Origin of the sequence: Burkholderia multivorans ATCC BAA-247 (assembly GCF_000959525.1) — a bacterium.
Lineage (GTDB): Bacteria > Pseudomonadota > Gammaproteobacteria > Burkholderiales > Burkholderiaceae > Burkholderia > Burkholderia multivorans.
This window is the reverse complement of the sequence record NZ_CP009831.1, coordinates 984,557-1,006,035: the sequence shown is the minus strand read 5'-3', so window position 1 is coordinate 1,006,035 and position 21,479 is coordinate 984,557. Positions and strand designations below refer to the sequence as shown.

18 protein-coding genes are annotated in these 21,479 nt (G+C 69.7%); 8 read left to right on the top strand and 10 right to left on the bottom strand.

Annotated features, from left to right (window positions below):
• Positions 1-44: 44 nt before the first annotated feature.
• Genes NP80_RS06790 through NP80_RS06780 form a run of 3 tightly spaced genes read right to left on the bottom strand, consistent with a single transcriptional unit; the run spans position 45 to position 2,722 of the window.
• Positions 45-1,067, bottom strand: coding sequence for a DUF2891 domain-containing protein (locus NP80_RS06790; RefSeq protein ID WP_006410540.1), 1,023 nt, complete (start codon positions 1,065-1,067; stop codon positions 45-47).
• Between the two features lie 18 nt (positions 1,068-1,085).
• Positions 1,086-2,036, bottom strand: a complete 951-nt coding sequence (locus tag NP80_RS06785) for a DUF979 domain-containing protein (protein ID WP_006410539.1) — start codon at positions 2,034-2,036, stop codon at positions 1,086-1,088.
• The gene (locus tag NP80_RS06780; RefSeq protein WP_006399759.1) at positions 2,033-2,722 is read right to left on the bottom strand and encodes a DUF969 domain-containing protein; all 690 of its coding nucleotides are present in this window, start codon (positions 2,720-2,722) and stop codon (positions 2,033-2,035) included. Before NP80_RS06780 ends, NP80_RS06785 begins: the two co-directional genes overlap by 4 nt.
• A 227-nt stretch (positions 2,723-2,949) precedes the next feature.
• Here NP80_RS06780 and NP80_RS06775 point away from each other — a divergent pair, with 227 nt between their 5' ends.
• The 3 genes from NP80_RS06775 (at position 2,950) to NP80_RS06765 (ending at position 5,727) form a co-directional block, all read left to right on the top strand.
• A complete protein-coding gene (locus NP80_RS06775; protein ID WP_006399758.1) occupies positions 2,950-3,174 on the top strand; it encodes a hypothetical protein in 225 nt (74 codons plus the stop codon).
• 459 nt (positions 3,175-3,633) lie between these two features.
• Entirely contained in the window at positions 3,634-4,638 is a 1,005-nt protein-coding gene (gene cheB, locus NP80_RS06770) for a chemotaxis response regulator protein-glutamate methylesterase (protein ID WP_006399756.1), read from the top strand.
• A gap of 54 nt (positions 4,639-4,692) precedes the next feature.
• Positions 4,693-5,727, top strand: coding sequence for a diguanylate cyclase (locus tag NP80_RS06765; RefSeq protein WP_006403877.1), 1,035 nt, complete (start codon positions 4,693-4,695; stop codon positions 5,725-5,727).
• A gap of 20 nt (positions 5,728-5,747) precedes the next feature.
• Here the strand turns inward: NP80_RS06765 and NP80_RS06760 are convergent, their stop codons facing one another.
• Together NP80_RS06760 and NP80_RS06755 are read right to left on the bottom strand one after the other, a co-directional pair.
• A complete protein-coding gene (locus NP80_RS06760; protein ID WP_006410196.1) occupies positions 5,748-7,997 on the bottom strand; it encodes a putative bifunctional diguanylate cyclase/phosphodiesterase in 2,250 nt (749 codons plus the stop codon).
• Positions 7,998-8,346: 349 nt separating this feature from the next.
• Positions 8,347-9,180 (bottom strand): oxidoreductase, encoded by an 834-nt coding sequence (locus NP80_RS06755; RefSeq protein ID WP_006410202.1) that lies wholly within the window; start codon positions 9,178-9,180, stop codon positions 8,347-8,349.
• Positions 9,181-9,274: 94 nt separating this feature from the next.
• Here NP80_RS06755 and NP80_RS06750 point away from each other — a divergent pair, with 94 nt between their 5' ends.
• Together NP80_RS06750 and NP80_RS06745 are read left to right on the top strand one after the other, a co-directional pair.
• Positions 9,275-10,246 carry an AraC family transcriptional regulator gene (locus tag NP80_RS06750; protein WP_006410200.1) on the top strand — a complete coding sequence of 324 codons (972 nt, stop codon included), beginning with the start codon at positions 9,275-9,277 and terminating at the stop codon, positions 10,244-10,246.
• A 131-nt stretch (positions 10,247-10,377) separates the two neighbouring features.
• Positions 10,378-11,097: a haloacid dehalogenase type II gene (locus NP80_RS06745; protein ID WP_006399749.1), complete on the top strand. Its 720-nt coding sequence runs from the start codon at positions 10,378-10,380 to the stop codon at positions 11,095-11,097.
• Between the two features lie 77 nt (positions 11,098-11,174).
• On the opposite strand, the gene NP80_RS06740 is transcribed toward NP80_RS06745, so the two are convergent.
• Positions 11,175-12,137 (bottom strand): LysR family transcriptional regulator, encoded by a 963-nt coding sequence (locus NP80_RS06740; RefSeq protein WP_006410197.1) that lies wholly within the window; start codon positions 12,135-12,137, stop codon positions 11,175-11,177.
• Between the two features lie 160 nt (positions 12,138-12,297).
• Between NP80_RS06740 and NP80_RS06735 the strand changes: the two genes are divergently transcribed.
• The 3 genes from NP80_RS06735 (at position 12,298) to mmsB (ending at position 16,155) form a co-directional block, all read left to right on the top strand.
• On the top strand, positions 12,298-13,617 hold the full coding sequence (locus NP80_RS06735) for an MFS transporter (protein WP_006399747.1): 1,320 nt from the start codon (positions 12,298-12,300) through the stop codon (positions 13,615-13,617).
• A 109-nt stretch (positions 13,618-13,726) separates the two neighbouring features.
• The gene (locus NP80_RS06730; protein WP_006410201.1) at positions 13,727-15,253 is read left to right on the top strand and encodes a CoA-acylating methylmalonate-semialdehyde dehydrogenase; all 1,527 of its coding nucleotides are present in this window, start codon (positions 13,727-13,729) and stop codon (positions 15,251-15,253) included.
• An 11-nt stretch (positions 15,254-15,264) separates the two neighbouring features.
• Positions 15,265-16,155, top strand: a complete 891-nt coding sequence (mmsB, locus tag NP80_RS06725; RefSeq protein WP_045593268.1) for a 3-hydroxyisobutyrate dehydrogenase — start codon at positions 15,265-15,267, stop codon at positions 16,153-16,155.
• Positions 16,156-16,278: 123 nt separating this feature from the next.
• On the opposite strand, the gene NP80_RS06720 is transcribed toward mmsB, so the two are convergent.
• From NP80_RS06720 to NP80_RS06700, 4 genes are all read right to left on the bottom strand, one after another.
• Entirely contained in the window at positions 16,279-16,611 is a 333-nt protein-coding gene (locus tag NP80_RS06720) for a hypothetical protein (protein ID WP_035947946.1), read from the bottom strand.
• A 222-nt stretch (positions 16,612-16,833) separates the two neighbouring features.
• Positions 16,834-19,332 carry a cytochrome c gene (locus NP80_RS06715; RefSeq protein ID WP_045593523.1) on the bottom strand — a complete coding sequence of 833 codons (2,499 nt, stop codon included), beginning with the start codon at positions 19,330-19,332 and terminating at the stop codon, positions 16,834-16,836.
• Positions 19,322-19,825: a (2Fe-2S)-binding protein gene (locus NP80_RS06710; RefSeq protein ID WP_006411088.1), complete on the bottom strand. Its 504-nt coding sequence runs from the start codon at positions 19,823-19,825 to the stop codon at positions 19,322-19,324. Before NP80_RS06710 ends, NP80_RS06715 begins: the two co-directional genes overlap by 11 nt.
• 216 nt (positions 19,826-20,041) lie before the next feature.
• Positions 20,042-21,199 carry an FAD-dependent monooxygenase gene (locus NP80_RS06700; RefSeq protein ID WP_006416588.1) on the bottom strand — a complete coding sequence of 386 codons (1,158 nt, stop codon included), beginning with the start codon at positions 21,197-21,199 and terminating at the stop codon, positions 20,042-20,044.
• Positions 21,200-21,479: the final 280 nt, after the last annotated feature.

Genomic DNA, 21,479 nt, shown 5'->3' with positions numbered 1-21,479 from the left:
ATCGCGCCGCGGCGACCCGCCGATCGCGCGGCCGCGGATGAGCCCTACGCTTCGATCGCGAGCAGCGCGAACGTCGCGAGCCAGTGCTCGCCCATGTAGTCGCCCGCGACATGCGCGAGCGCACTCGCGAGATGGCGCTCGGCTGCGTCGAGGAGCTTCGTGCGGCGCGCGTCGCCTTCCGGCAGCGCACGCGCGAGCGCGCGCTGGCACCACGCGCGGCTCAGGTTAAGTCCGTCGAGATGCGCGATCTTGCCGTCGCTGCGGTCGCTGACGGTGGCCGGTTCGAACAGCGTCGCCGGCTCGCCGCGCGCGAGGTCCGGCAGGAAGCGCGCGAACCAGCCGTCGAAGGCGTCGGGCGGCAGCACGCGCCGCATCAGTTCGGCTTCCATCAGCGCAGGCGACAGAAACTCGTCGCCCGACGGCTCCCACGCCTGGCACGCGACGTCGTTCAGGTGCCAGCGTTGCGCGGTATCGACGATCAGCGCGGCAAGTCCGTCGCGCTGCGTGTCGCGCGCGAAGTCGAGCGCGAGCGACAGCGCGAACGCGGTGTTGAAGTGCGTGCCGACGCGCAGCGGATAGGTCGCCTTCGGCAGGAACGCCTCGAAACGCGAGACGAACAGCTCGGCGAGCGGCGCCATCGTCTGCGCCCAGCGCGCGGCCTGCGGCACCGTGCCCTGACGCGCGAGCCGCTCGAGCTGACCGCACAGCGCGAGCAGCCACGCCCAGCCGTACGGCCGTTCGAAGCCGCTGTTGTGCGGCAGCGCGAGATAGGCACGCTCGCCGGCGACGTTCGCATCGGTGAAGTGTGCGTCGACGACGCCGACGATGCGCGCGGCTTCCGGCAGCGCCGGATAGCGTTCGAGCACGCGCAGCACGAGCCAGTAGCCGTGCACGCACGAATGCCAGTCGTAGCTGCCGTAGAAGATCGGATGCAGTGCGCGCGGCGGCTGCACGTCTTGCGGGCCCGCGAGCGCATGCGTGAGCTTGTTCGGATACTCGCGCGTGAGGTGCGCGAGCGCGAGCGCGGCGAATTTCGACGCGAGGTCGGGCGTGAGGCGGTCGGTCATGAGGATCTCGTCGGTGGGTCAGAAACGAAACACGAACGCATACATCAGCAGCGTGTTCACGGCGAGCAGCAGCACGGCGGTCGGCCATTGCGCCTTGATCACGCCGTTCTTGTCCTTCAGTTCGAGCAGCGCGGCGGGCACGATGTTGAAGTTCGCGGCCATCGGCGTCATCAGCGTACCGCAGAAGCCGCTCAGCATCCCGATCGCGCCGACAATCGCCGGATTGCCGTGGAACTGATGGACGATCAGCGGCAGCCCGATGCCGGCCGTCATCACCGGAAACGCCGCGAAGCCGTTGCCCATGATCATCGTGAACAGCGCCATGCCCACCGTATACGCGGCGACCACCGCGAACGGCGAATCGATCGGCACCCAGTCCTTGACGAGCCCCGACACGACGCCGCCGACGCCCGCGACCGCGAACAACGCGCCGAGCGCCGCGAGCATCTGCGGCAGGATCGCGGCCCAGCCGACTGCATTCATGGTGTGGTGCGCGTCGCGCAGCGCGTGCACCGGCGAATCGCGCAGCATCGCGAGCGCGACGACGAACGCGACGACCGTGCCGAGCACGAGCGAGATCAGCGTCACGCTCTTCGCGTCGACGAACGGCACGTGCTTCAGCGCGAACGTGCCGATCAGCGTGACGGCCGGAATCAGCAGCGCGGGCACGAACAGCCGGTTGCCGAAGCGCAGCGCGCCCGCATCGCGCCGCATCGCCGCCGCTTCGCCGGCCGCGTCGCCCTGGCCGCGGCCGAGCTTGCCCGAGCCGGCGATCAGCGCGAGCGCGATCGCGAGGCAGCCGGTCACGAAATGCGGCAGCTTCGCACCGAACAGGAACGTGACCGCGTAGATCGCCCAGAACGCGAAGTTGAAGACGCGGCGCGCGTTCGTGCGATCGGCGAGATTGAAGCAGGCGAACGCCGCGAACATCAGCCCCGCGAGCGTGTACAGCGATTCGAGGCCGATCATCGCGCGCCCTCCCGCCCGAACGCCGCGAGCCCGCGCGAGAGCCGCCGATCGAGCAGCGCGAGCCGCGTGCAATGGATCAGCAGCGCCGCGATCGCGGTCGGAATCGCCCAGACCGACAGCTGCAACGGCTCGATCGCGATGCCGTTCTGCTCGAGAAAGCCCTTGATCAGCAGGATCGACTGGATGGCGATGAAGATGTCCTCGCCGAAGAACACCGCGACGTTGTCGGCGGCCGACGCATGCGCGCGGATCTGCTGGCGCACCGACTCCGGCAGGTCGCCGTGGCGGCTGACCGCCGCCGCCTCGGCCATCGGCGCGATCAGCGGCCGCACCATCTGCGCGTGCCCGCCGAGCGACGTGAGGCCGAGCGCGGCCGTCGCCTGGCGCAGCACGAAGTACAGCATCAGCACGCGGCCCGTCGTGGCCGCATGCACGCGCGAGATCATCCGCTTCGCCTGCTCCTTCAGCCCGTTGCGCTCGAGCAGCGCGATGACCGGCAGCGTCAGCCAGATGAGCCCCATGTAGCGGTTGTCGGTGAACGCCTTGCCGAACGCGCTGACGATGTCGACGATGCCGATCCCGGCCGCGAGCCCCGTCGCGAGCCCCGCGACGGTCACCACCAGCAGCGCGTTAAAGCGCAGCGCAAATCCGATCACGACGATCGGTACTCCAATCAGCACCAGCATGACGCCTCCTTCGTTGAATGCGCGGCGCCAGGAGCCGCCGCGTTCCCGGTTTCGACCGGGTTCGGAGCGCGCAATCTATCACGCGAATTTATCGATAAAAAGTCGATGATTTGTGGATTCGGGTAAACATTGAACGGGCGGCGATCGCAGCGCGCTGCGCCGCGCATGGCGCCGTGTGCGGCCGCGACCTACACTGGAAGGCACCGGCAACGTTCGGGAGAGCCGCCATGATTGACGTTTTCCAGACCATCGGCAGCCGCGCGTTCTCCGCTCATCTGGCGAAGGACGGCATGGTGACGCTGATGGAACAGCGCCACGAAGTCGACCGCGTGACGCTCGCCACCGCCTATGCCGCGCTCGTCGAGGCGTCCGAGCAGGAGGCCGACCTGCGCGACGCGACGGTCGAAGGCATGATGCGCGCACTGATCCAGGGGTACGCGCGCAGCCACTGAACCGCGGCCGCCGCCGTCGGTGTTCGATGCGGCGGCAATGCGCATTCATCGGGCATGCCCGTCGCTCGACCGCCGCCCGCCGCCGGTCGCTCACTGCCCGCTTCGCCCGGCGCGGCTTCGACATGGCTTCGACATGGCCCGCTCCGACGCCGCAGGCGGCGCGGCGCGGCCCGTCGCACGCCCTGCGAACACGGCATCCCGCCGCTTGCGGCGCCCCCGGGCTCCGCTGCCGCACGGCCGCCGACATGCGCGTTCGGTGCGCGAACGCACTGACAAACGCATCGCTCACCCATTTTTCGATTGCCGCGAATCGCGCCGCATGACAGCATGCGGGGCGATGCGAACCGAAAACAATCCGCGCCGCCCGGCCATCGAAGCCGGCGCGGCGCATGCGAACAGGCCCCCATCGATGAAACCGGCCCAACTTCACGATAACGACCCGACCGGAGAGTCCCGCTTGTGAACATCGGCATCGTCAACGACCTGCCGCTCGCGGTCGAGGCACTGCGCCGCGTGCTCGCGCGGCGCCCCGAGCACCGCGTGCTGTGGGTCGCGACCGACGGCGCGCAGGCCGTCGAGCTCTGCGCCGCGCAGCCGCCCGACATCGTGCTGATGGATCTGATCATGCCGAAGTTCGACGGGATCGAGGCGACGCGGCGCATCATGCGTTCCGCGCGGCCGTGCGCGATCCTGATCGTCACGAGCAGCATCGGCGCGAACACCTGGCGCGTGTACGAGGCGATGGGCGCCGGCGCGCTCGACGCCGTCGATACGCCGCAGCTGCGCGAAGGCGCGGCCGGCGACACCGCCGATCTGCTGCTCGCGAAGATCGACCAGATCGGCCGTCTGCTCGATGCGCCGGGCGGCGTGCGCGCCGGCTGCGCGACGCATCGCGCGCACGGCGGCCCGCTCGTCGCGATCGGCGCGTCGGCCGGCGGCCCGGGCGCGCTCGCGTCGATTCTCGGCAGCCTGCCCGCGGACTTCGATGCGCCGATCGTGATCGTCCAGCACGTCGATCGCGCGTTCGCCGAAGGCATGGCGCAGTGGCTCGACGGTCAGACGCCGCTCACCGTGCGCGTCGCGCGCGAAGGCGATCGCCCGCAGCCGGGCGTCGCGCTGCTCGCCGCGACCGACGATCATCTGCGGATGACGCGCGCCGGCACGCTCGCGTACACGCGCGAACCGGCCGCGACGCCGTACCGGCCGTCGGTCGACGTGTTCTTCAACAGCCTGACCGAACACTGGTCCGGCAACGTGATCGGCGTGCTGCTGACGGGCATGGGCCGCGACGGCGCGATCGGGCTCAAGGCGCTGCGGATGAAGGGCTACCATACGATCGCCCAGGACGAAGCGACCAGCGCCGTCTACGGGATGCCGAAGGCGGCCGCGACGCTCGGCGCCGCGCGCGCGATCCTGCCGCTCGAGCGCATCGCGGGCGAACTCGCGACGCTCGTGCGCATCTGAACCTGCCGCGCCCCACCGACGCCCTTCCCGCCATGACAGACCCACGCATCGACCATGACTAGCGACCCGACGCGCCTGCCGCCCGTTCACGCGCCGTACCCGCCCGCCGATGCACCGGCGATGGTGCTGCTGGTCGACGATCAGACGATCGTCGCGGAAGCCGTGCGACGCGCGCTCATCGACGAGGCCGGCATCGACTTCCACTACTGCGCGCGCTCCGACGACGCGATGGCCGCGGCCATCGACACGCGCCCGACCGTGATCCTGCAAGACCTCGTGATGCCCGGCACCGACGGGCTGACGCTCGTGCACGCGTATCGTGCGAATCCCGCGACGCGCGACGTGCCGATCATCGTGCTGTCGACGCAGGAAGAGCCGACGATCAAGCGCGCCGCGTTCGCGGCCGGCGCGAACGACTATCTCGTGAAGCTGCCCGACCGCATCGAACTCGTCGCGCGCATCCGCTACCACTCGCGCTCGTACATGAACCTGCTGCAGCGCGACGATGCCTACCGCGCACTGCGGCAATCGCAGCAGCAGCTCCTCGAAGCCAATCTCGAACTGCGGCGTCTCATGCATTCGGACGGTCTGACCGAGCTGTCGAACCGCCGCTATCTCGACGAATACCTGGCCGCCGAGTGGCGGCGCGGCACGCGCGAGCGCGCGGAGCTGTCGCTGCTGATGATCGACGTCGACCACTTCAAGCTGTACAACGACACGTACGGCCACGTCTCGGGCGACCACGTACTGCGGCAGGTCGCGACGACCATCGCGCAGTGCCTGCGGCCGTCCGGCGATCTCGCCGCGCGTTTCGGCGGCGAGGAATTCGCGGTCGTGATGCCCGGCACGTCGGCGGGTGCCGCGCGACTGCTCGGCGAGAAGATCCGGCTCGCGGTCGACGCGCTGCGGCTCGAGCACGGGCAGTCGACGGCCGGCCACGTGACGGTCAGCATCGGCGGCGCGAGCATCGTGCCCGCGCCCGGCCTGCCGACGACGGCGCTGATCGAGGCCGCCGACCGCGCGCTCTATCGCGCGAAGCGCGACGGCCGCAACCGCGTCGAGGTCGACCCGCCGCCGCCCGCGCGCTGACTGCGCACGGCGCGCGATCGTCACACCAGCGCGAAACGCCGTGCGTAGTCGACGGGATCGAGCGGCCGGCTGAACAGGTAGCCCTGCTGCATGTCGCAGCCGATCTGCTGCAGAAACCACGACTGCGCCTCGGTCTCGACGCCTTCGGCCGTCACCTTCATCCCGAGCGAATGCGCCATCGCGACGACTGCCTGCGTGATCGCGACCGCATCGCGATGATCGGGCACGCCCGACACGAACGAACGGTCGACCTTCAGGTTGTGGAGAGGAAAGCGCTTCAGATAGGCGAGCGAAGAATAGCCGGTGCCGAAATCGTCGACCGAGATCCGCACGTTCATCTCGGTCAGCGCCTCGAGCATCGGCAGCACCGTCGCGGTGTCGTTCATCAGTACGCCTTCGGTGATCTCGAGTTCGAGCGCGCCGGGATCGAGCCGCGTCTGCGCAAGGCAGCGGTTCACCGATTCGACGAGCCCGTCGTGGAACTGGCGCGGCGACAGATTGACCGCGAGCATCAGGTCCGGCGCAATCGTGCGGCGCCATTCCGCCGCCTGCCGGCACGCGGTTTCGAGCACCCACTGGCCGATCGCGACGATCAACCCCGTATCCTCGGCGACGGGAATGAACTCGGCCGGCGACATTGGCCCGAGTTCGGGGCTCGTCCAGCGCAGCAGCGCCTCGGCGCCGACCGTGCGACCGGTGCGCGCGTCGACGACGGGCTGATACGCGAGCCGCAGCGCGTTCGACGCGAGCGCACGCCGCAACGACTGCTCGATCGCGAAACGGCGCTGCAGCCGCAGGTTCAGCTGCGCGGTAAAGAACGTGAAGTGATTGCGTCCGCGCTGCTTCGCGTCGTACATCGCCGAATCGGCGTTGCGCATCAGCGTCGCCGCATCGTCGCCGTCGCGCGGCGCGATGCTGATGCCGATCGACACGCCGAGCCAGTATTCGTTGTTCGCGACCGCGAACGGCTTCGCGATCGCATCGATCACTTCGCGCGCGAGCGCCGCGAGCGCCTCGGGATCGTCGCAGTCGTCGACGAGGATCACGAACTCGTCGCCGCCGACGCGCGTCAGGGCATGCCGGCCGCGCATGCACGCCGCGAGCCGCGCCGCGACGCTGCGCAGCAGCGCATCGCCGGCGTCGTGGCCGGCCGTGTCGTTGACCTTCTTGAAGCCGACCAGATCGAGAAACAGGATCGCGACGCGCGCCGGGCCGCCCGCCGGATCGCGGCCGCCGAACAGCTCGCGCATGCGGTCGGACAGCCAGCGGCGGTTGTACAGGCCCGTCAGCGCGTCGCGCGTCGCGAGGTAGCGCAGCTGCTGCTGCGCTTCGCGCACGGGGCCGATGTCGTGGAACGACACGAGCACCGACGCGGCCTGCGTGTCGCCCGGCTTCACGATCGGCACCGCGTTGCCGCGCACCCAGATCACGTCGCCGTCCGCGAGGCCGAAGCCGACCGTGTAGTCGAGCACGGGCGTCCCGCTCGTCAGCGCGCGCCGGCTCGGCCAGTGGTCGGGCGCGATCGGCGTGCCGTCCTCGGACAGCTTGCGCAGGATCACCGTCGACATCCGGCGCCCGACGAGTTCGCCCTTCGCGCGCAGCATCCGGTTCGCGCTCGGATTGCTCGCGATCACGACGCCGTCGCGCGACACGACGAGAATCCCTTCGTTGAGGCTGTTGACGACGAGCCGGTGATGTTCCTCGCTGCGCGCGAGCTGCTGCGCGATGCGGTCCTGATGCACGGCGAGCCCGACGCTGTTGCTGATGTCGAGCAGCAGCGCGGTTTCCTCGCGGCTCGGCCGGCGCGATGTGCGGTAGTAGACGGCGAACGCGCCGAGCACGACGCCCGTGTCGTCCTCGAACGGCACCGACCAGCATGCGCGCAGCCCGAGCGGCAGCGCGATCGACCGGTATGCGTCCCACAGCGGATCGGTCTCGATGTCCTCGACGGCGATCATCCGGCGCGTGTACATCGCGGTGCCGCACGAGCCGGCCGCGGGCCCGATCGCCGCGCCGTCGATCGCGGCGCTGTACGGCGCGGGCAGCGACGGTGCGGCGCCGACGCGCACGTGCACGCCGTCCTCGTCGAGCAGCAGGATCGAGCATGCCGCGCCTTTCCCCAGCAGCGCCTCCGCACGCCGGCAGACCTCGGCGAGCAATTCCGGCAGCGGCGTATTGCGCGTGATCAGTTTCAGCACGCTTTGTTCGGACGCGAGCACTTCCGCCGCGAGGCCGAGGCTGTAGCGCGCACTGTGCGGTTCGGTATTCAAGATGAATCCTGCCGTCCGTTCGACCGGGCCGACACCCCGATTCGATTTCGATCTTTCGTACCGCTTTCGCCCCGGACTCACACCGCGCACCGGAGCGCCCCGTTTTCGCGCGCCGCATCGGGCGCGCCGCCCACCGTTCACACGAATCCATTTAACACCAATCCGTGACGGCCGGCGTATCGATCGGCATCGGGAGTTACGCGTGGGTGCGGTGCAGCATGCGGCGCGCGAATCGCGCGTCGCGCAGGTATTCATTCGATGCATCGCGCGCCGTCATGCGAGCGGCGACGGACGGCCCGGCCGTGCATACGCACAGCGGTGTGCGCGGCCGGGCCTGCTGTGTGCGCGCTCAACCGTCGGTCGAGACGGTCAGCGCCTCCCATGCGCGGATTTCGTCCTGCCAGGCCGACAGCCGCTGCGTGACGAGGCCGAGCGCATCGCTGCCGAGCAGCAGATGGGCGGGCGGCTGCTCGGCGGCGATCACTGCGAGGATCGCGCGCGCGGCCTTGTGCGGATCGCCCGGCTGCTTGCCGCTGCGCGCGACGCGCGCCGCGCGGACCGGATCGAACAGCCCGTCGTAGTCCGCGATCGAGCGCGGCGTGCGCACCATCGAGCGCCCGGCCCAGTCGGTACGGAACGAGCCGGGCGCGACGGCCGTCACGGCGATGCCGAGCGGCGCGACCTCCTGGCGCAGCGCGTCCGAAATGCCTTCGAGCGCGAACTTGCTGCCGCAGTAATAGCTCAGCCCCGGCATCGTGATGTGCCCGCCCATCGACGTGATGTTGACGATATGGCCGCGCCGCCGCATGCGCATGAACGGCAGCACGGCCTTCATCATCGCGACCGCGCCGAACACGTTCACGTCGAACTGCCGGCGCAGTTCCGACAGCGGCGACTCCTCCATCACGCCTTCGTGTCCGTAGCCCGCGTTGTTGACGAGCACGTCGATCGCGCCGACCGTGCGCTCGATGTCGGCGACGACGCCGTCGATCGCGTCGAAGTCCGTCACGTCGAGCACGCGCGCGACCGCGCGCTGCGCGTCCAGCGCTTCAAAATCGCGCGCGGCCTGCTCGCTGCGCACGGTGCCGACGACCGTATGCCCCGCTTCCAGCGCCGCTTGCGCGAGTGCGCGGCCGAAGCCGCTGCTGACGCCGGTGATGAGCAGAAGCTTGTTCGATGCCATTGCAGTCTCTCCCGAAAATCGATTGGAGCCTGCATACTAGTGTCGATCGCGAAGCCGATTAACGCGAATTCCGCTGTTTTTCTTGCCTAAAACTATGAACGCAATACAAGCTGACCGGCGCGACGGCGAACGCTCGCCGGATCGCCGGAACCGGATCGTCGCGCTGTCCGCCGCGCTCGCGCCGCGCGAAGGCTACAACCTGACCGCGCTGCCGAGCGTGCGCATCCTGCGCTCGGACCGCGCGCTCGCGCGCACGCCGGTGCTGTACGACCCGGGCATCGTGATCGTCTGTCAGGGCCGCAAACGCGGCTACTTCGGCGACGCGCTCTACCTCTACGACGAGCGTCACTATCTGGCCGTCTCGGTGCCCGTGCCGTTCAGCATGGAAACCGACGCGACGCCGGCGCGGCCGCTGCTCGCGCTGTATCTGCATCTCGATTTCGCGATGGCGGCCGAGCTGGCCGCGCAGATCGACCGCGCCGGCGGCACGCCGCCCGTGCATGCGCCGCGCAGCATGATGTCGACGCCGATGGACGACGCGATGCACACATCGGTGCTGCGCCTGCTCGATGCACTGACGCGGCCGCTCGAGGCGGCCGTGCTCGGTCCTGGCCTGCTGCGCGAACTCTACTTTCGCGTGCTGACCGGCGCGCAGGGCCCGTCGATGCGCGCGGCGCTCGCGATGCGCGGCCAGTTCGGCCGGATCGGCCGCGCGCTGCGCGCGATCCATGCCGGCTACGCGCAGCCGCTCGACGTCGCGCAGCTCGCGCGCGAAGCCGGCATGAGCGTGCCGAGCTTCCACAGTCACTTCAAGGCCGTCACGCAGGTGTCGCCGATGCAGTACGTGAAGTCGACGCGGCTGCATCAGGCGCGGCTGCTGATGGTGCGACAGGGGCTGACGGCGGAAGCGGCGAGCCACGCGGTCGGCTACGCGAGCCCGTCGCAGTTCAGCCGCGAGTTCAAGCGGCTGTTCGGCGCGACGCCCGCGTCCGAAACGAAGCGCATGCGCGAAAGCTTCGCGTTGCCGCCCGCGTTCGCCGATGCCGAGTACGTGTCGTCGCACTGACGCCCGCGAGCGACCGCGGCTGCGATACGCGCCGCGCGCCGGCATGGTCTAATGCCGATGCAAGCGGCCGCGACCGTCCGTGCCCGACGCGCTGCGGCCCGCTCCGATCCCCCGCCCGCACAGGACCGCATATGAACCGTACCGAAATCAAGGCGCTCGTGTTCGATGTGTTCGGCACGATCGTCGACTGGAGAACCACCGTCGCACGCGAAGCCGGCGTCTTTCTGCAGCGTTACGCGCCGACGCTCGACGCGTTCGAGTTCGCCGACGCATGGCGGCGCGAATACGTGCCGTCGATGGAGGAAATCCGCAGCGGACGCCGTTCGTACGTGCGGCTCGACATCCTGCATCGCGAGAATCTCGTGCGCATCATCGAGCGCTACGGGATCGCCGGCGTGCCGGATGCGGCGATCGACGCGCTGAATCTCGCATGGCACCGCCTCGACCCGTGGCCCGATTCGGTCGACGCACTGACGCGGCTCAAGCAGCGCTTCATCATCGCGCCGCTGTCGAACGGCAACATCCGGCTGATGGTCGACATCGCCAAGCATGCGGGACTGCCGTGGGACGCGATCCTCGGCGCCGAAGTCGCGCGCGCGTACAAGCCCGCGCCGAAGGTCTACAACGAAGCGGTCGAGATTCTCGGCGTCGCGCCGGCCGAGATCTGCATGGTGGCCGCGCACAACAACGATCTCGCGGCCGCGCGCCGCGTCGGCCTGTCGACCGCGTTCGTGCGGCGCCCGACCGAATACGGGCCCGGCCAGCAAACGGATCTGCAGCCGGAAGACGCGTGGGATTTCGTCGTCGACGATCTGCACGCGCTGGCGCGGCAGTTGGGCTGCGGCGACTGAGCGGCGCGCGGACGCGTGGTGCTCGATGTGCGAGGCCCGTCGCCGCGCGCGGGCTACGACAGGCTACGCGCCCGCCCTCAACCGCCCGGCTCCCCGACGAACCGCAACTCGCTCGACTCACCCGACAGCAACGCGCGATTCGCGTCCGCCGCCGCGCGCAGATAGTCCCACAGCGCGGTCACGCGCCGCAGCTTGCGCAAGTCCTCGCGGCAGGTCAGCCAGAAGCAGCGCGTGACGACGACCTGATCCGGCAGCACCGGCACGAGCGCCGGCTGCGCGGCCGCGATGAAGCACGGCAGGATCGCGAGCCCGCCGCCGTGCAGCGCCGCGAAGGACTGCGCGATCACGCTCGTCGTTCTGAGTCCGGCCGTCGCGCCCGGCACCGCGCGCTCGAGATACAGCAGTTCGCTGCTGAACGCGAGATCGTCGACGTAGCTGATGAAGGTATGCCGCGCGAGATCGTCGGTGCCGGCGATCGGCGGATGGGTCGCCAGATAGTCGCGCGTCGCATAGAGCCGCAACTGATAGTCGCAAAGCTTCGTGCAGACGTAAGGGCCGCGCTCCGGCCGCTCGAGCGTGACGGCGAGATCGGCCTCGCGCTTCGTGAGACTGACGAAATGCGGCACCGGCAGCAGATCGACCGTCACGCGCGGATGCGCGGCGCGAAACCGCGCGAGCTGCGGCGCGAGAAAGAAGCAGCCGAACCCTTCGGTCGATCCGATCCGCACGTGGCCGGACAACGCCTCGCCCGTATGCGCGACCTGGTCGCACGCGGACTGCACGGTCGTCTCCATCGCGTCCGCATAGGCGACGAGCCGCTGCCCTTCGGCCGTCAGCGTGAAGCCCTCCGCGCGCGACTTGTCGAACAGCAGCGTGCCGAGCGACGCCTCCAGTGCGCGGATGCGCCGTGCGACGGTCGTGTAGTCGACGCCGAGCCGCTTCGCGGCACCGCTCGCCCGCTGCGTGCGCGCCACTTCGAGAAAGAAGCGCAGGTCGTCCCAGTTCAGCTTGCCGGCAACCGGCTCGGTCGGATGTCGCATCGGCGGGATCGAATGAGAAGTGTCTCCGGGCCGGCCGCGATATGCATTCATGCACATCCAACCGGTTTCTTTGTCGGTACATCGCGAATCTGCGCATAACTATACTCGACCGTGACCGGCGGACCATGAGCCGCCGGCACACACCAAATATGGAGACACCATGCAGACGCGATCCACGCTCGACGAGCATGCAACCGCCGCGCTGCCGGCCCCCGCGCGCACCGCGCGGCATCATCTGCTGGCCGGCTGGGCCAGCATGGCCGGCACGACGATCGAGTGGTACGACTTCTTCCTGTACGGCACCGCCGCCGCGCTCGTATTCAACCGCATCTTCTTTCCGTCGCTCGACCCGGTCGTCGGTACGCTCGCCGCGTTCGGCACGTTCGCGGTCGGCTTCATCGGGCGGCCGATGGGCGGCATCGTGTTCGGCCACTTCGGCGACCGCATCGGCCGCAAGTCGATGCTGATGATCACGCTGCTGCTGATGGGCGTGCCGAGCATGATCATCGGGCTGATCCCGTCGTACGACCGCATCGGCTACTGGGCCGCCGCGCTGCTGATCGCGATGCGCTTCCTGCAGGGGATGGCGGTCGGCGGCGAATGGGGCGGCGCGGTGCTGATGGCCGTCGAGCATGCGCCGAAGGGCCGCAAGGGGCTGTTCGGCAGCCTGCCGCAGACGGGCGTCGGGCTCGGCCTGATCCTCTCGTCGCTCGCGATGGCCGCGGTCGCCGCGCTGCCGGAAGCCGACATGCTGTCGTGGGGCTGGCGCGTGCCGTTCCTTGCGAGCATCGCGCTGGTCGGCCTCGGCTGGTTCATCCGCGCGAAGGTGCCGGAATCGCCGGACTTCGAGAAGATGCAGCGCCAGGGCAAGGCCGAGAAGTCGCCGGTGACGGCCGCGCTGCGCCGCCATCCGCGTGAAGTGCTGACGATCGTCGGCGCGCGTGCGGCCGAGAACACGTGGTTCTACATGGTCGTCACGTTCGCGCTGTCGTATGCGACGCAGCAGCTCCATCTACCGAAGGCCGAGATGCTGCACGCGATCACGGCCGGCGCGCTGCTGTCGCTCGTCACGATGCCGCTGTGCGGCCATCTGAGCGACCTGATCGGCCAGCGCCGGATGTTCGCGATCGGGCTCGTGCTGATGTGCGTGTTCGCCGCACCGTTCTTCATGATGCTCGGCACGCAGCAGACCGCGCTCGCGTGGTGGGCGATCGTGCTGGGCCTCGGCGTCGTGTTTCCGATTCTGTACGCACCCGAATCGCTGCTGTTCGCGCAGCAGTTCCCCGCCGAAATCCGCTACAGCGGCATCTCGCTGTCGGTCCAGCTCGCGGGCGTGATCGGCGGCGGCTTCGCGCCGATGATCGCGACCTCGCTGCTCAAGGCCGGCGGCGGTCAGCCGCACTACGTCATCGCGTATCTCGTCGGCTTCGGCGTGTTCGCGCTCGTGTGCACGGCGCTGATGCGTCCCGCACGCCACTGACACGCCGGCCGCGCCGGCTTCCCTCCACGTTCCGCGTCCGCGCGCCACGCTGCGCGCGGCGGACGCGGCCGCCCTGTTTCTTCATCACCCCGTTCTTCCGGAGACTTCCATGAACGCCGCAGTTCCCCAGACCGCCCTCGCGTTGCCCACCGCCAAGCTGCTGATCGACGGCTCGTTCGTCGATTCGCGCAGCACCGAATGGGGCGACATCGTGAACCCCGCCACGCAGCAGGCGATCGGCCGCGTGCCGTACGCGACGCTCGACGAGATCGATGCGGCCATCGCCGCCGCGCAGCGCGCGTTCCACACCTGGAAGACGACGCCGATCGGCACGCGCGTGCGGATCATGCTGAAGTTTCAGGATCTCGTGCGCCGCCATCTCGAACCCATCGCGCAGACGCTGACCGCCGAACAGGGCAAGACGCTGCCCGACGCGCAGGGCGACATTTTCCGTGGCCTCGAAGTGATCGAGCATGCGTGTTCGATCGGCACGCTGCAGCTCGGCGAATTCGCGGAGAACGTCGCGGGCGGCGTCGATACGTACACGCTGCGCCAGCCGATCGGCGTCTGCGCGGGCATCACGCCGTTCAACTTCCCCGCGATGATTCCGCTCTGGATGTTTCCGATGGCGATCGTCTGCGGCAACACGTTCGTGCTGAAGCCGTCCGAGCAGGATCCGCTGTCGACGATGCAGCTCGTCGAGCTCGCGCTCGAGGCCGGCGTGCCGCCGGGCGTGCTGAACGTCGTGCATGGCGGCAAGACCGCGGTCGATCGTCTCTGCACGCATCCGGACGTGAAGGCGATTTCGTTCGTCGGCTCGACGCGCGTCGGCACGCACGTCTACCACCTCGGCAGTCAGCACGGCAAGCGCGTGCAGTCGATGATGGGCGCGAAGAACCACGCCGTCGTGCTGCCCGATGCGCATCGGGAGCAGACGATCAACGCGCTCGTCGGCGCCGGCTTCGGCGCGGCCGGCCAGCGCTGCATGGCGACGTCGGTCGTCGTGCTGGTCGGCGCGGCACGCGACTGGCTGCCCGAGCTCGTCGAGAAGGCGAAGGCGCTGAAGGTCAACGCGGGACACGAGCCCGGCACCGACGTCGGGCCGGTCGTATCGAAGGCCGCCCATGCGCGCATCGCGGCGCTGATCGACGAAGGCGTGAAGGCCGGCGCGACACTCGAACTCGACGGGCGCGGCGTGAAGGTGCCCGGCTACGAGCACGGCAACTTCATCGGCCCGACGATCTTCTCGGGCGTGACGACCGACATGTCGATCTATACGGAAGAGATCTTCGGGCCGGTCGTCGTCGTGCTCGAAGCCGACACGCTGGACGATGCGATCGCGCTCGTGAACCGCAATCCGATGGGCAACGGCGTCGGGCTGTTCACGCAGAGCGGCGCGGCCGCACGCAAGTTCCAGAGCGAGATCGACATCGGGCAGGTCGGCATCAACATTCCGATTCCGGTGCCGGTGCCCTACTTCAGCTTCACCGGTTCGCGCGGCTCGAAGCTCGGCGATCTCGGCCCGTACGGCAAGCAGGTCGTGCAGTTCTACACGCAGACGAAGACCGTCACCGCGCGCTGGTTCGACGACGAGGCGACGGCCGGCGGCGTCAATACGACGATCGCGCTGCGCTGACCGGAGGCCGCATGGACATCGCATTCATCGGGCTCGGCAACATGGGCGGCCCCATGGCCGCCAATCTGCTGCGCGCCGGGCACGCGCTGACGGTATTCGACCTCGACGCGCACGCGGTCGACGCCGCGGTGCGCGCGGGCGCGACGGCGGCACGCTCGCCGCGCGAGGCCGCCGCGCGCGCGACGGTCGTGATCACGATGCTGCCGGCCGCCGCGCACGTACGCGGCGTCTACGAGGGCGAGAACGGCGTGCTGGCCGGTGCGCGCGGCGGCGCGTGGCTGATCGACTGCAGCACGATCGACCCCGACACCGTGCGCACGCTCGCCGACGCGGCCGCGCAGCGCGACTGCCGGCTCGCCGACGCGCCGGTGTCGGGCGGCACCGGCGGCGCGCAGGCCGGCACGCTGACGTTCATGGTCGGCGCGGAGCCGGCGCTGTTCGAGCAGATCCGTCCGGTGCTGCTCGTAATGGGCAAGCATGTGGTCCATTGCGGCGGCACCGGCACCGGCCAGATCGCGAAGCTCTGCAACAACCTGCTGCTCGGGATTTCGATGATGGGCGTGTCGGAGGCGATGGCGCTCGGCGTCGCGCTCGGCATCGATCCGTCCGTGCTCGCGGGCATCATCAACACGTCGACCGGACGCTGCTGGAGCTCGGACACGTATAACCCGTATCCGGGCGTCAGCGATGCCGCGCCGTCGTCGCGCGGCTACACAGGCGGTTTCGCGACGAACCTGATGCTGAAGGATCTCGGACTCGCGATCGACGCCGCGCGGCACGCACGGCAGCCGGTATGGATGGGCGCGCTCGCGCAACAGCTCTATCAGTCGATGAGCCAGCAAGGGCTCGGGGCGCTCGACTTCTCGGCGTGCGTGAAGCTGTACGGGCCGCCGGGCACGTGACCGACGATCGACGTGCGTCGACCCGCGATGCGCATTCGCGGCATCGCGGGTCGGTCGGAATCGGGGAAAAGCCCTTCGTGTGCGGCGCGCCGCATTAGCCGCGGGCGGCCGGCGCGCGGCCGCTCAGCCGCGCGGGTTCAACGCCGTTTCGAAGGTCGGGTGGCACTCGAACGACAGCTCGGAGCGCGCATCGACGCGGCGGCCGCCGGTCAGCGACTCCTGTTTCATGCTCGCGCGCATGCCGCGCTGCTCGCAGTAGTTCGTCGCTTCGCTGACGGCCTTCGCATGCGCGTCGGCCCACGACGTCGACACGCCGAGCGTGCGCGTCGTCACGGTGAAGACATTCGGGTTCGACGTGGCGGCAACGTCGGAGGCGGTCGAACACGCGGCGAGCACACTGGCGGCGGCCGCGACGGTCAACCCGCGCAGGATTCGAAAAGAGGCAGGACTGGACATGGGGAAAGGGCAAGCGCGCGTCGCTTCGACGGCATTCGGCAACATGGGCGACAGTATGCCTGCTCGATCGCCCGAGATCATGCCCTTTTCCGTGAACACATTGTTTCGAATGGTTAAACGATCGCGCTTCACGCCGCAATATTTACGCTTCGTCGCGCATTGCCCGTCATTTTGCCCGACCGACCGCACGTGCGCAGCGCCGGCCTGCGAGCCATCGCGCCGTCAGTGCACGGCTTCGCGTCGGATCCGCGCAGACGCCTGCTCGAGATCGCGCCATGCCGGTTGTCCCGGCGCATAGCGCGCGCGGATGAACGCGGCGAGTTCGGCCATCTGCCGATCGTCGAACGCATCGCGAAAGCCCGGCATGTAGCCGAGCGCGTCGGTCGCCGGCCGGTCGATCCCGTGATGGAGCACGCGCAGCAGGTTGTCGGGCGTCGCCTGGCTCACGCTCGTGTTCAGCCCCATCAGCGGACGCACGCCGAAATGGCCGACGCCGCCCGATTCGGCATGGCACACCGCGCATGCGGCGTCGAACGCGCGGCGGCCGTTTTCGAGGCCGAGCGTCGCGACTGCTTCCGCGCCGCGCGCGTGACGGGCCGCCGCGTCGGCGGCCGTCGCCGCATCGACCGGCGGCGACAGCGATGCGATGTAATGCGCGATCGCGCGCACGTCGGCTTCGGGCAGCGCGGCGAGCCCCGCGACGACGGGCGCCATCGGCCCGGCCGCGACGCCGTGCTGCGCGGAAAACCCAGTGCGCAGATAGTCGAACAGCGCGGCCTCGGTCCACGGCACCGGCGCGGCGCGCGATGCGACGAGCGGCGGCGCGATCCAGCCTTCCGCTTCGCCGCCGGACAGATAGGCGAACCCGCCCTTTTCCGCGCCGAGCGCGTTGCGCGGCGTGTGGCACGCGCCGCAATGCCCGGCGCCGTCGACGAGATAGCGGCCGCGATTCCACAGCGCCGAGCGCGCGGGGTCCGGCGCGAACGGACGCGCGTCGTGGAACAGCCAGTTCCAGCCCGCGACGAGCCGGCGCCGGTCGAGTGGAAACCGCAGCTTCGTCTTCGGCGGCACGTGCTGCACCGGCGGCTGCGACATCAGATACGCATAGAGTGCAAGCATGTCGGGCTCGCTCAGCTTGGCGAAGGCGGTGTACGGGAACGCGGGATACAGGTGCGTGCCGTCGCGCGAGATGCCGTCGCGCATCGCGCGCGCGAAGGCCGGATACGACCACGCGCCGATGCCCGTGTCGCGGTCCGGCGTGATGTTCGTCGTATAGATCGTGCCGAACGGCGTGTCGAGCGCAAGGCCGCCCGCATTCGTCGCGCCGCCCGGCGCCGTGTGGCATACCGCGCAATCGCCGGCGATCGCGATCTGGCGCCCGCGTTCGAGCGTCGCGTCGCTCCACATCGCGCCGTCCGCGCCGCCCGGTGCGATCGGCGCGATCGGTGCCGGCCCCGGCAAGATCGCGCAGGCGAGCCCGACCAGCCCGCCGACCACGCCGCCGATGCCGCCGCCCGCGAGCCATCGGTGCCAGCGCGAGGAGGCACGCGGCGCGCGGCCCGCCGCGGCGTCGCGTTCGGGCCGGCTGGCTTCGCCGGTCGCGTCCGCGACGTCTGCCTGCGACGGCCGCGCGAGTGCCGCGCGTATCCGCATCGGATCGAACGGCGGCGCGCGAAACCGCATACCCGTCGCGTCGTACAGCGCATTCGCGATCGCTGCCGCTGCCGGTGCGACCGCATGCTCGATCCGGCGTGCATCGTCGGGCGACGCTGCGCGGCGCGCGCGGGCTTGCTTCGCATCGGCCGCGATCAGTTCGTGCGCGAGTGCCGAGTCGCGTGCGCCGGCCTCGGCTTCGTCGTGCGCCGCGCGCGCGATCAGCGGCGCGCCCATCACGCGCGAGATCGCCGCCTCGATCTGCCACGCGGGCAAGCCGGAGAGCGCCGCCCGGCCCGGCTCGCCGCTGCCCTGCCCGGCCACGACGCGGCGCACGGCGACATCGCCGGTCGCGCGGTCGACGTCGAGATCCACGACCCATGCGGACCAGCTCGCTTCGTCGGTGTGCGCGGCGTCGTGCGCTTTGGCCCGAGCCGCCGGCTCGTCGGCGGGCGCGAGCGCAGCAGTCGGCGCGTTCGCCGTCGCGCCGTCGAACGCGAAACCGCGCCCGGTCAGCCGCGTCGGCATGCCGCGATCGTGCACGGTCTGCGCACCCCAGGCCGCACGTTCGCTGACCATCCGGATGACCTCGCGCGGGCCCGCATCCGCCGACGCATCGAGATGCTGCAAGCGCAGCGCGACCGGATCGCGGCGCAACGTGCCCGCGAGTTCGTCGACGAACGACTCGCGCGCGAATACGTGCGCATGACGCGGGATCGCGTCGGCGTCCGTCATGTCGATCGCCGTGTGTGCGTGCCGGTACACGAACGGCACCGCCGGCGGCGCGGCGCGCGACGATGCGCCGGACGACGCGACGCGTCCGGCGTCGTCGCCATCGCCCGCCGTCGCGGCGAGCCGGGCGCGGTAACGCCAGGCGGTCATCCGTCCATCGGGTGCGGTGTGCGTTTCGATGTCGAGCGACGCGGCATCGCGCGCGTCGCCGGCGGGCCAGCCATAGCGCGCACGATGCGCGCGCAGGCCCGTGTCGTCGGCGCCCGACGCATCGCGCGATTCGAGCGCGTCGTGCGCGGCGCGCGCATGTGCCGGCAGGTTCGGATCACGCTGCATCGTCGCCCCGCACATAGCGTGCCGCGCGATGCACCGCGCGAACGATCTCCAGATGCGTGCCGCAGCGGCACAGATTGAAGCGCAGCGCCTCGCGGATCGCCGCGTCATCCGGCGTGGGGTTGCGGTCGAGCAACGCCTTCGTGCTCATGATCATCCCGTTCAGGCAATAGCCGCATTGCGCGGCCTGCTCGTCGATGAATGCGCGCTGGACCGGATGCGGCGCATCGCGCGAGCCGAGCCCTTCGAGCGTCGTCACGTCGCGCCCCGATGCGGCCGCCGCCGGCAGCACGCAGGCGCGCGCCGGCTGCCCGTCGATCAGCACCGTGCACGCGCCGCACTGACCGAGTCCGCAGCCGTATTTCGGGCCGTTCAGCGCGCAATCGTTGCGCAGGACCAGCAGCAGCGGCGTATCGGGGGCGGCGGCGTCGAAGCGGTGCGGCACGCCGTTGACGCGAAACGCGAGCGGCCGCGGCGCGGAAGCGGAATGGGACATGGGCAGATCCGGAAGCGGGTGCGGGCGAACGTCAGCCGACGGCAGGCATGGCCGGCGGCCGGCGCAGACCGGCGCGCGGCGACGCCGATCGCCGGCGCGCGCGACATCGACGTATAACACGCCGAAATCGCCGCGTACCGGCACCGCGCGCGGCGTCGCACGAACGACGGGCGCAGCGCGCGCCGGCGGCGAAGCCGCGCATCGTCGTGCGATGCGTCAGGCGACCGCCGCGACGCTGTCGCGCGACGGCGAGACGAGCGGCACGTCGAACACGTCGTAGCCGAACACCCACGACGGATCCTCGTTCGTGCGCAGCCACGTGTTGTCGTGCGACACGCGCTGCACCTTCGATGCGCGCGCCGCGCGATTCGCCTCGTACAGCGCGAACGCACCCGTGTAGTCGCCGATGCCGACCTCGCCGATACAGCGCGTGAGCATCGCCGCATCCTCGATCGCCATCGCCGCGCCCTGCGCCATGTGCGGCTTCATCGGATGACACGCGTCGCCGAGCAGCACGAGCCGGCCGCGGCTCCACAACGGCAGCGGATCGCGCTCGAGCAGCGGCCACTTCGTGATCGACGGCGACACGTCGATCAGATGCTGGATATCCGCATGAAAACCGGCAAACGCCTCGCGCATCTCGTCGCGATTGCTGTCGACCATCGACACGCCCTCGGGCCATTCGGCCTGCGGCACGCCCGTCACGTAGTAGTACTCGTCGCGCTTCTCGGTCACGTAGTAGACCATCATGTGGCGATCCTCGGACCACCACTTCACGCACATGTCGTACGGCTTGTTGCCGAGCAGCGACGCCGGGAACACCGCGCGATGCGCGACGTAGCCCGTATAGCGCGGCGGCTCCGCGCCGAGCAGGTGCTCGCGGATCCGCGAGTTCACGCCGTCGGCGCCGATCACGATGTCGGCCGTGTCGACGCTGCCGTCGGCGAACGTGAGCCGCACGTCGTCGCCCGTGTCCTCCACCGATGCGAGCCGCTTGCCGAAGCGGATCGTGCCGGGCGTCACGGCCTGCGTCATCAGCGCATGGAAATCGCCGCGATGGACGGTCAGATAGCTCGCGCCGTACGTGCTGCGCGCATGGTCGCCGAGCGGAATCCGCGCGAGCACGTCGGCCGTGCGCCAGTCGCGGCTATACCAGCAATCGGGATGCGAGCCCATCGCATCGAGCGCGTCCTCGCAGCCGATCCGCCGCATGATCTTCATGACGTTCGGGCCGAGATGAATCCCCGCGCCGAGGCGTGAAAACGCGGGCGCCTGCTCGTACAGCACGACGTCGTGGCCGGCGCGCTGCAGCAGCGCCGCGGCGGCCGTGCCGCCGAGACCGGCGCCGATGATTGCGATACGGGGTGTGCTCATGCGGATCTCCTGATCGTGAGCCCGGCGCCGGACCTGACGCGAGAACGGGCGGATTGAACGGTGTTGATGTAGCGTACACACTCAATTTATTTGTGACAAGCGGATTGTCGAGGCGCATTTTCAGGTTCGGGAAAACCCCGATATTTTGCCAAAATTCTTTATATGCCGTCGATCTTCAGGCTCACCGGCGAATTTTGACCCATTGTCATTTTCAAATGTACACACTAGACTTTGCTCGAACCTGCGCGATCGCCCGCCAGCACAGCGCCCCTCCCTCACC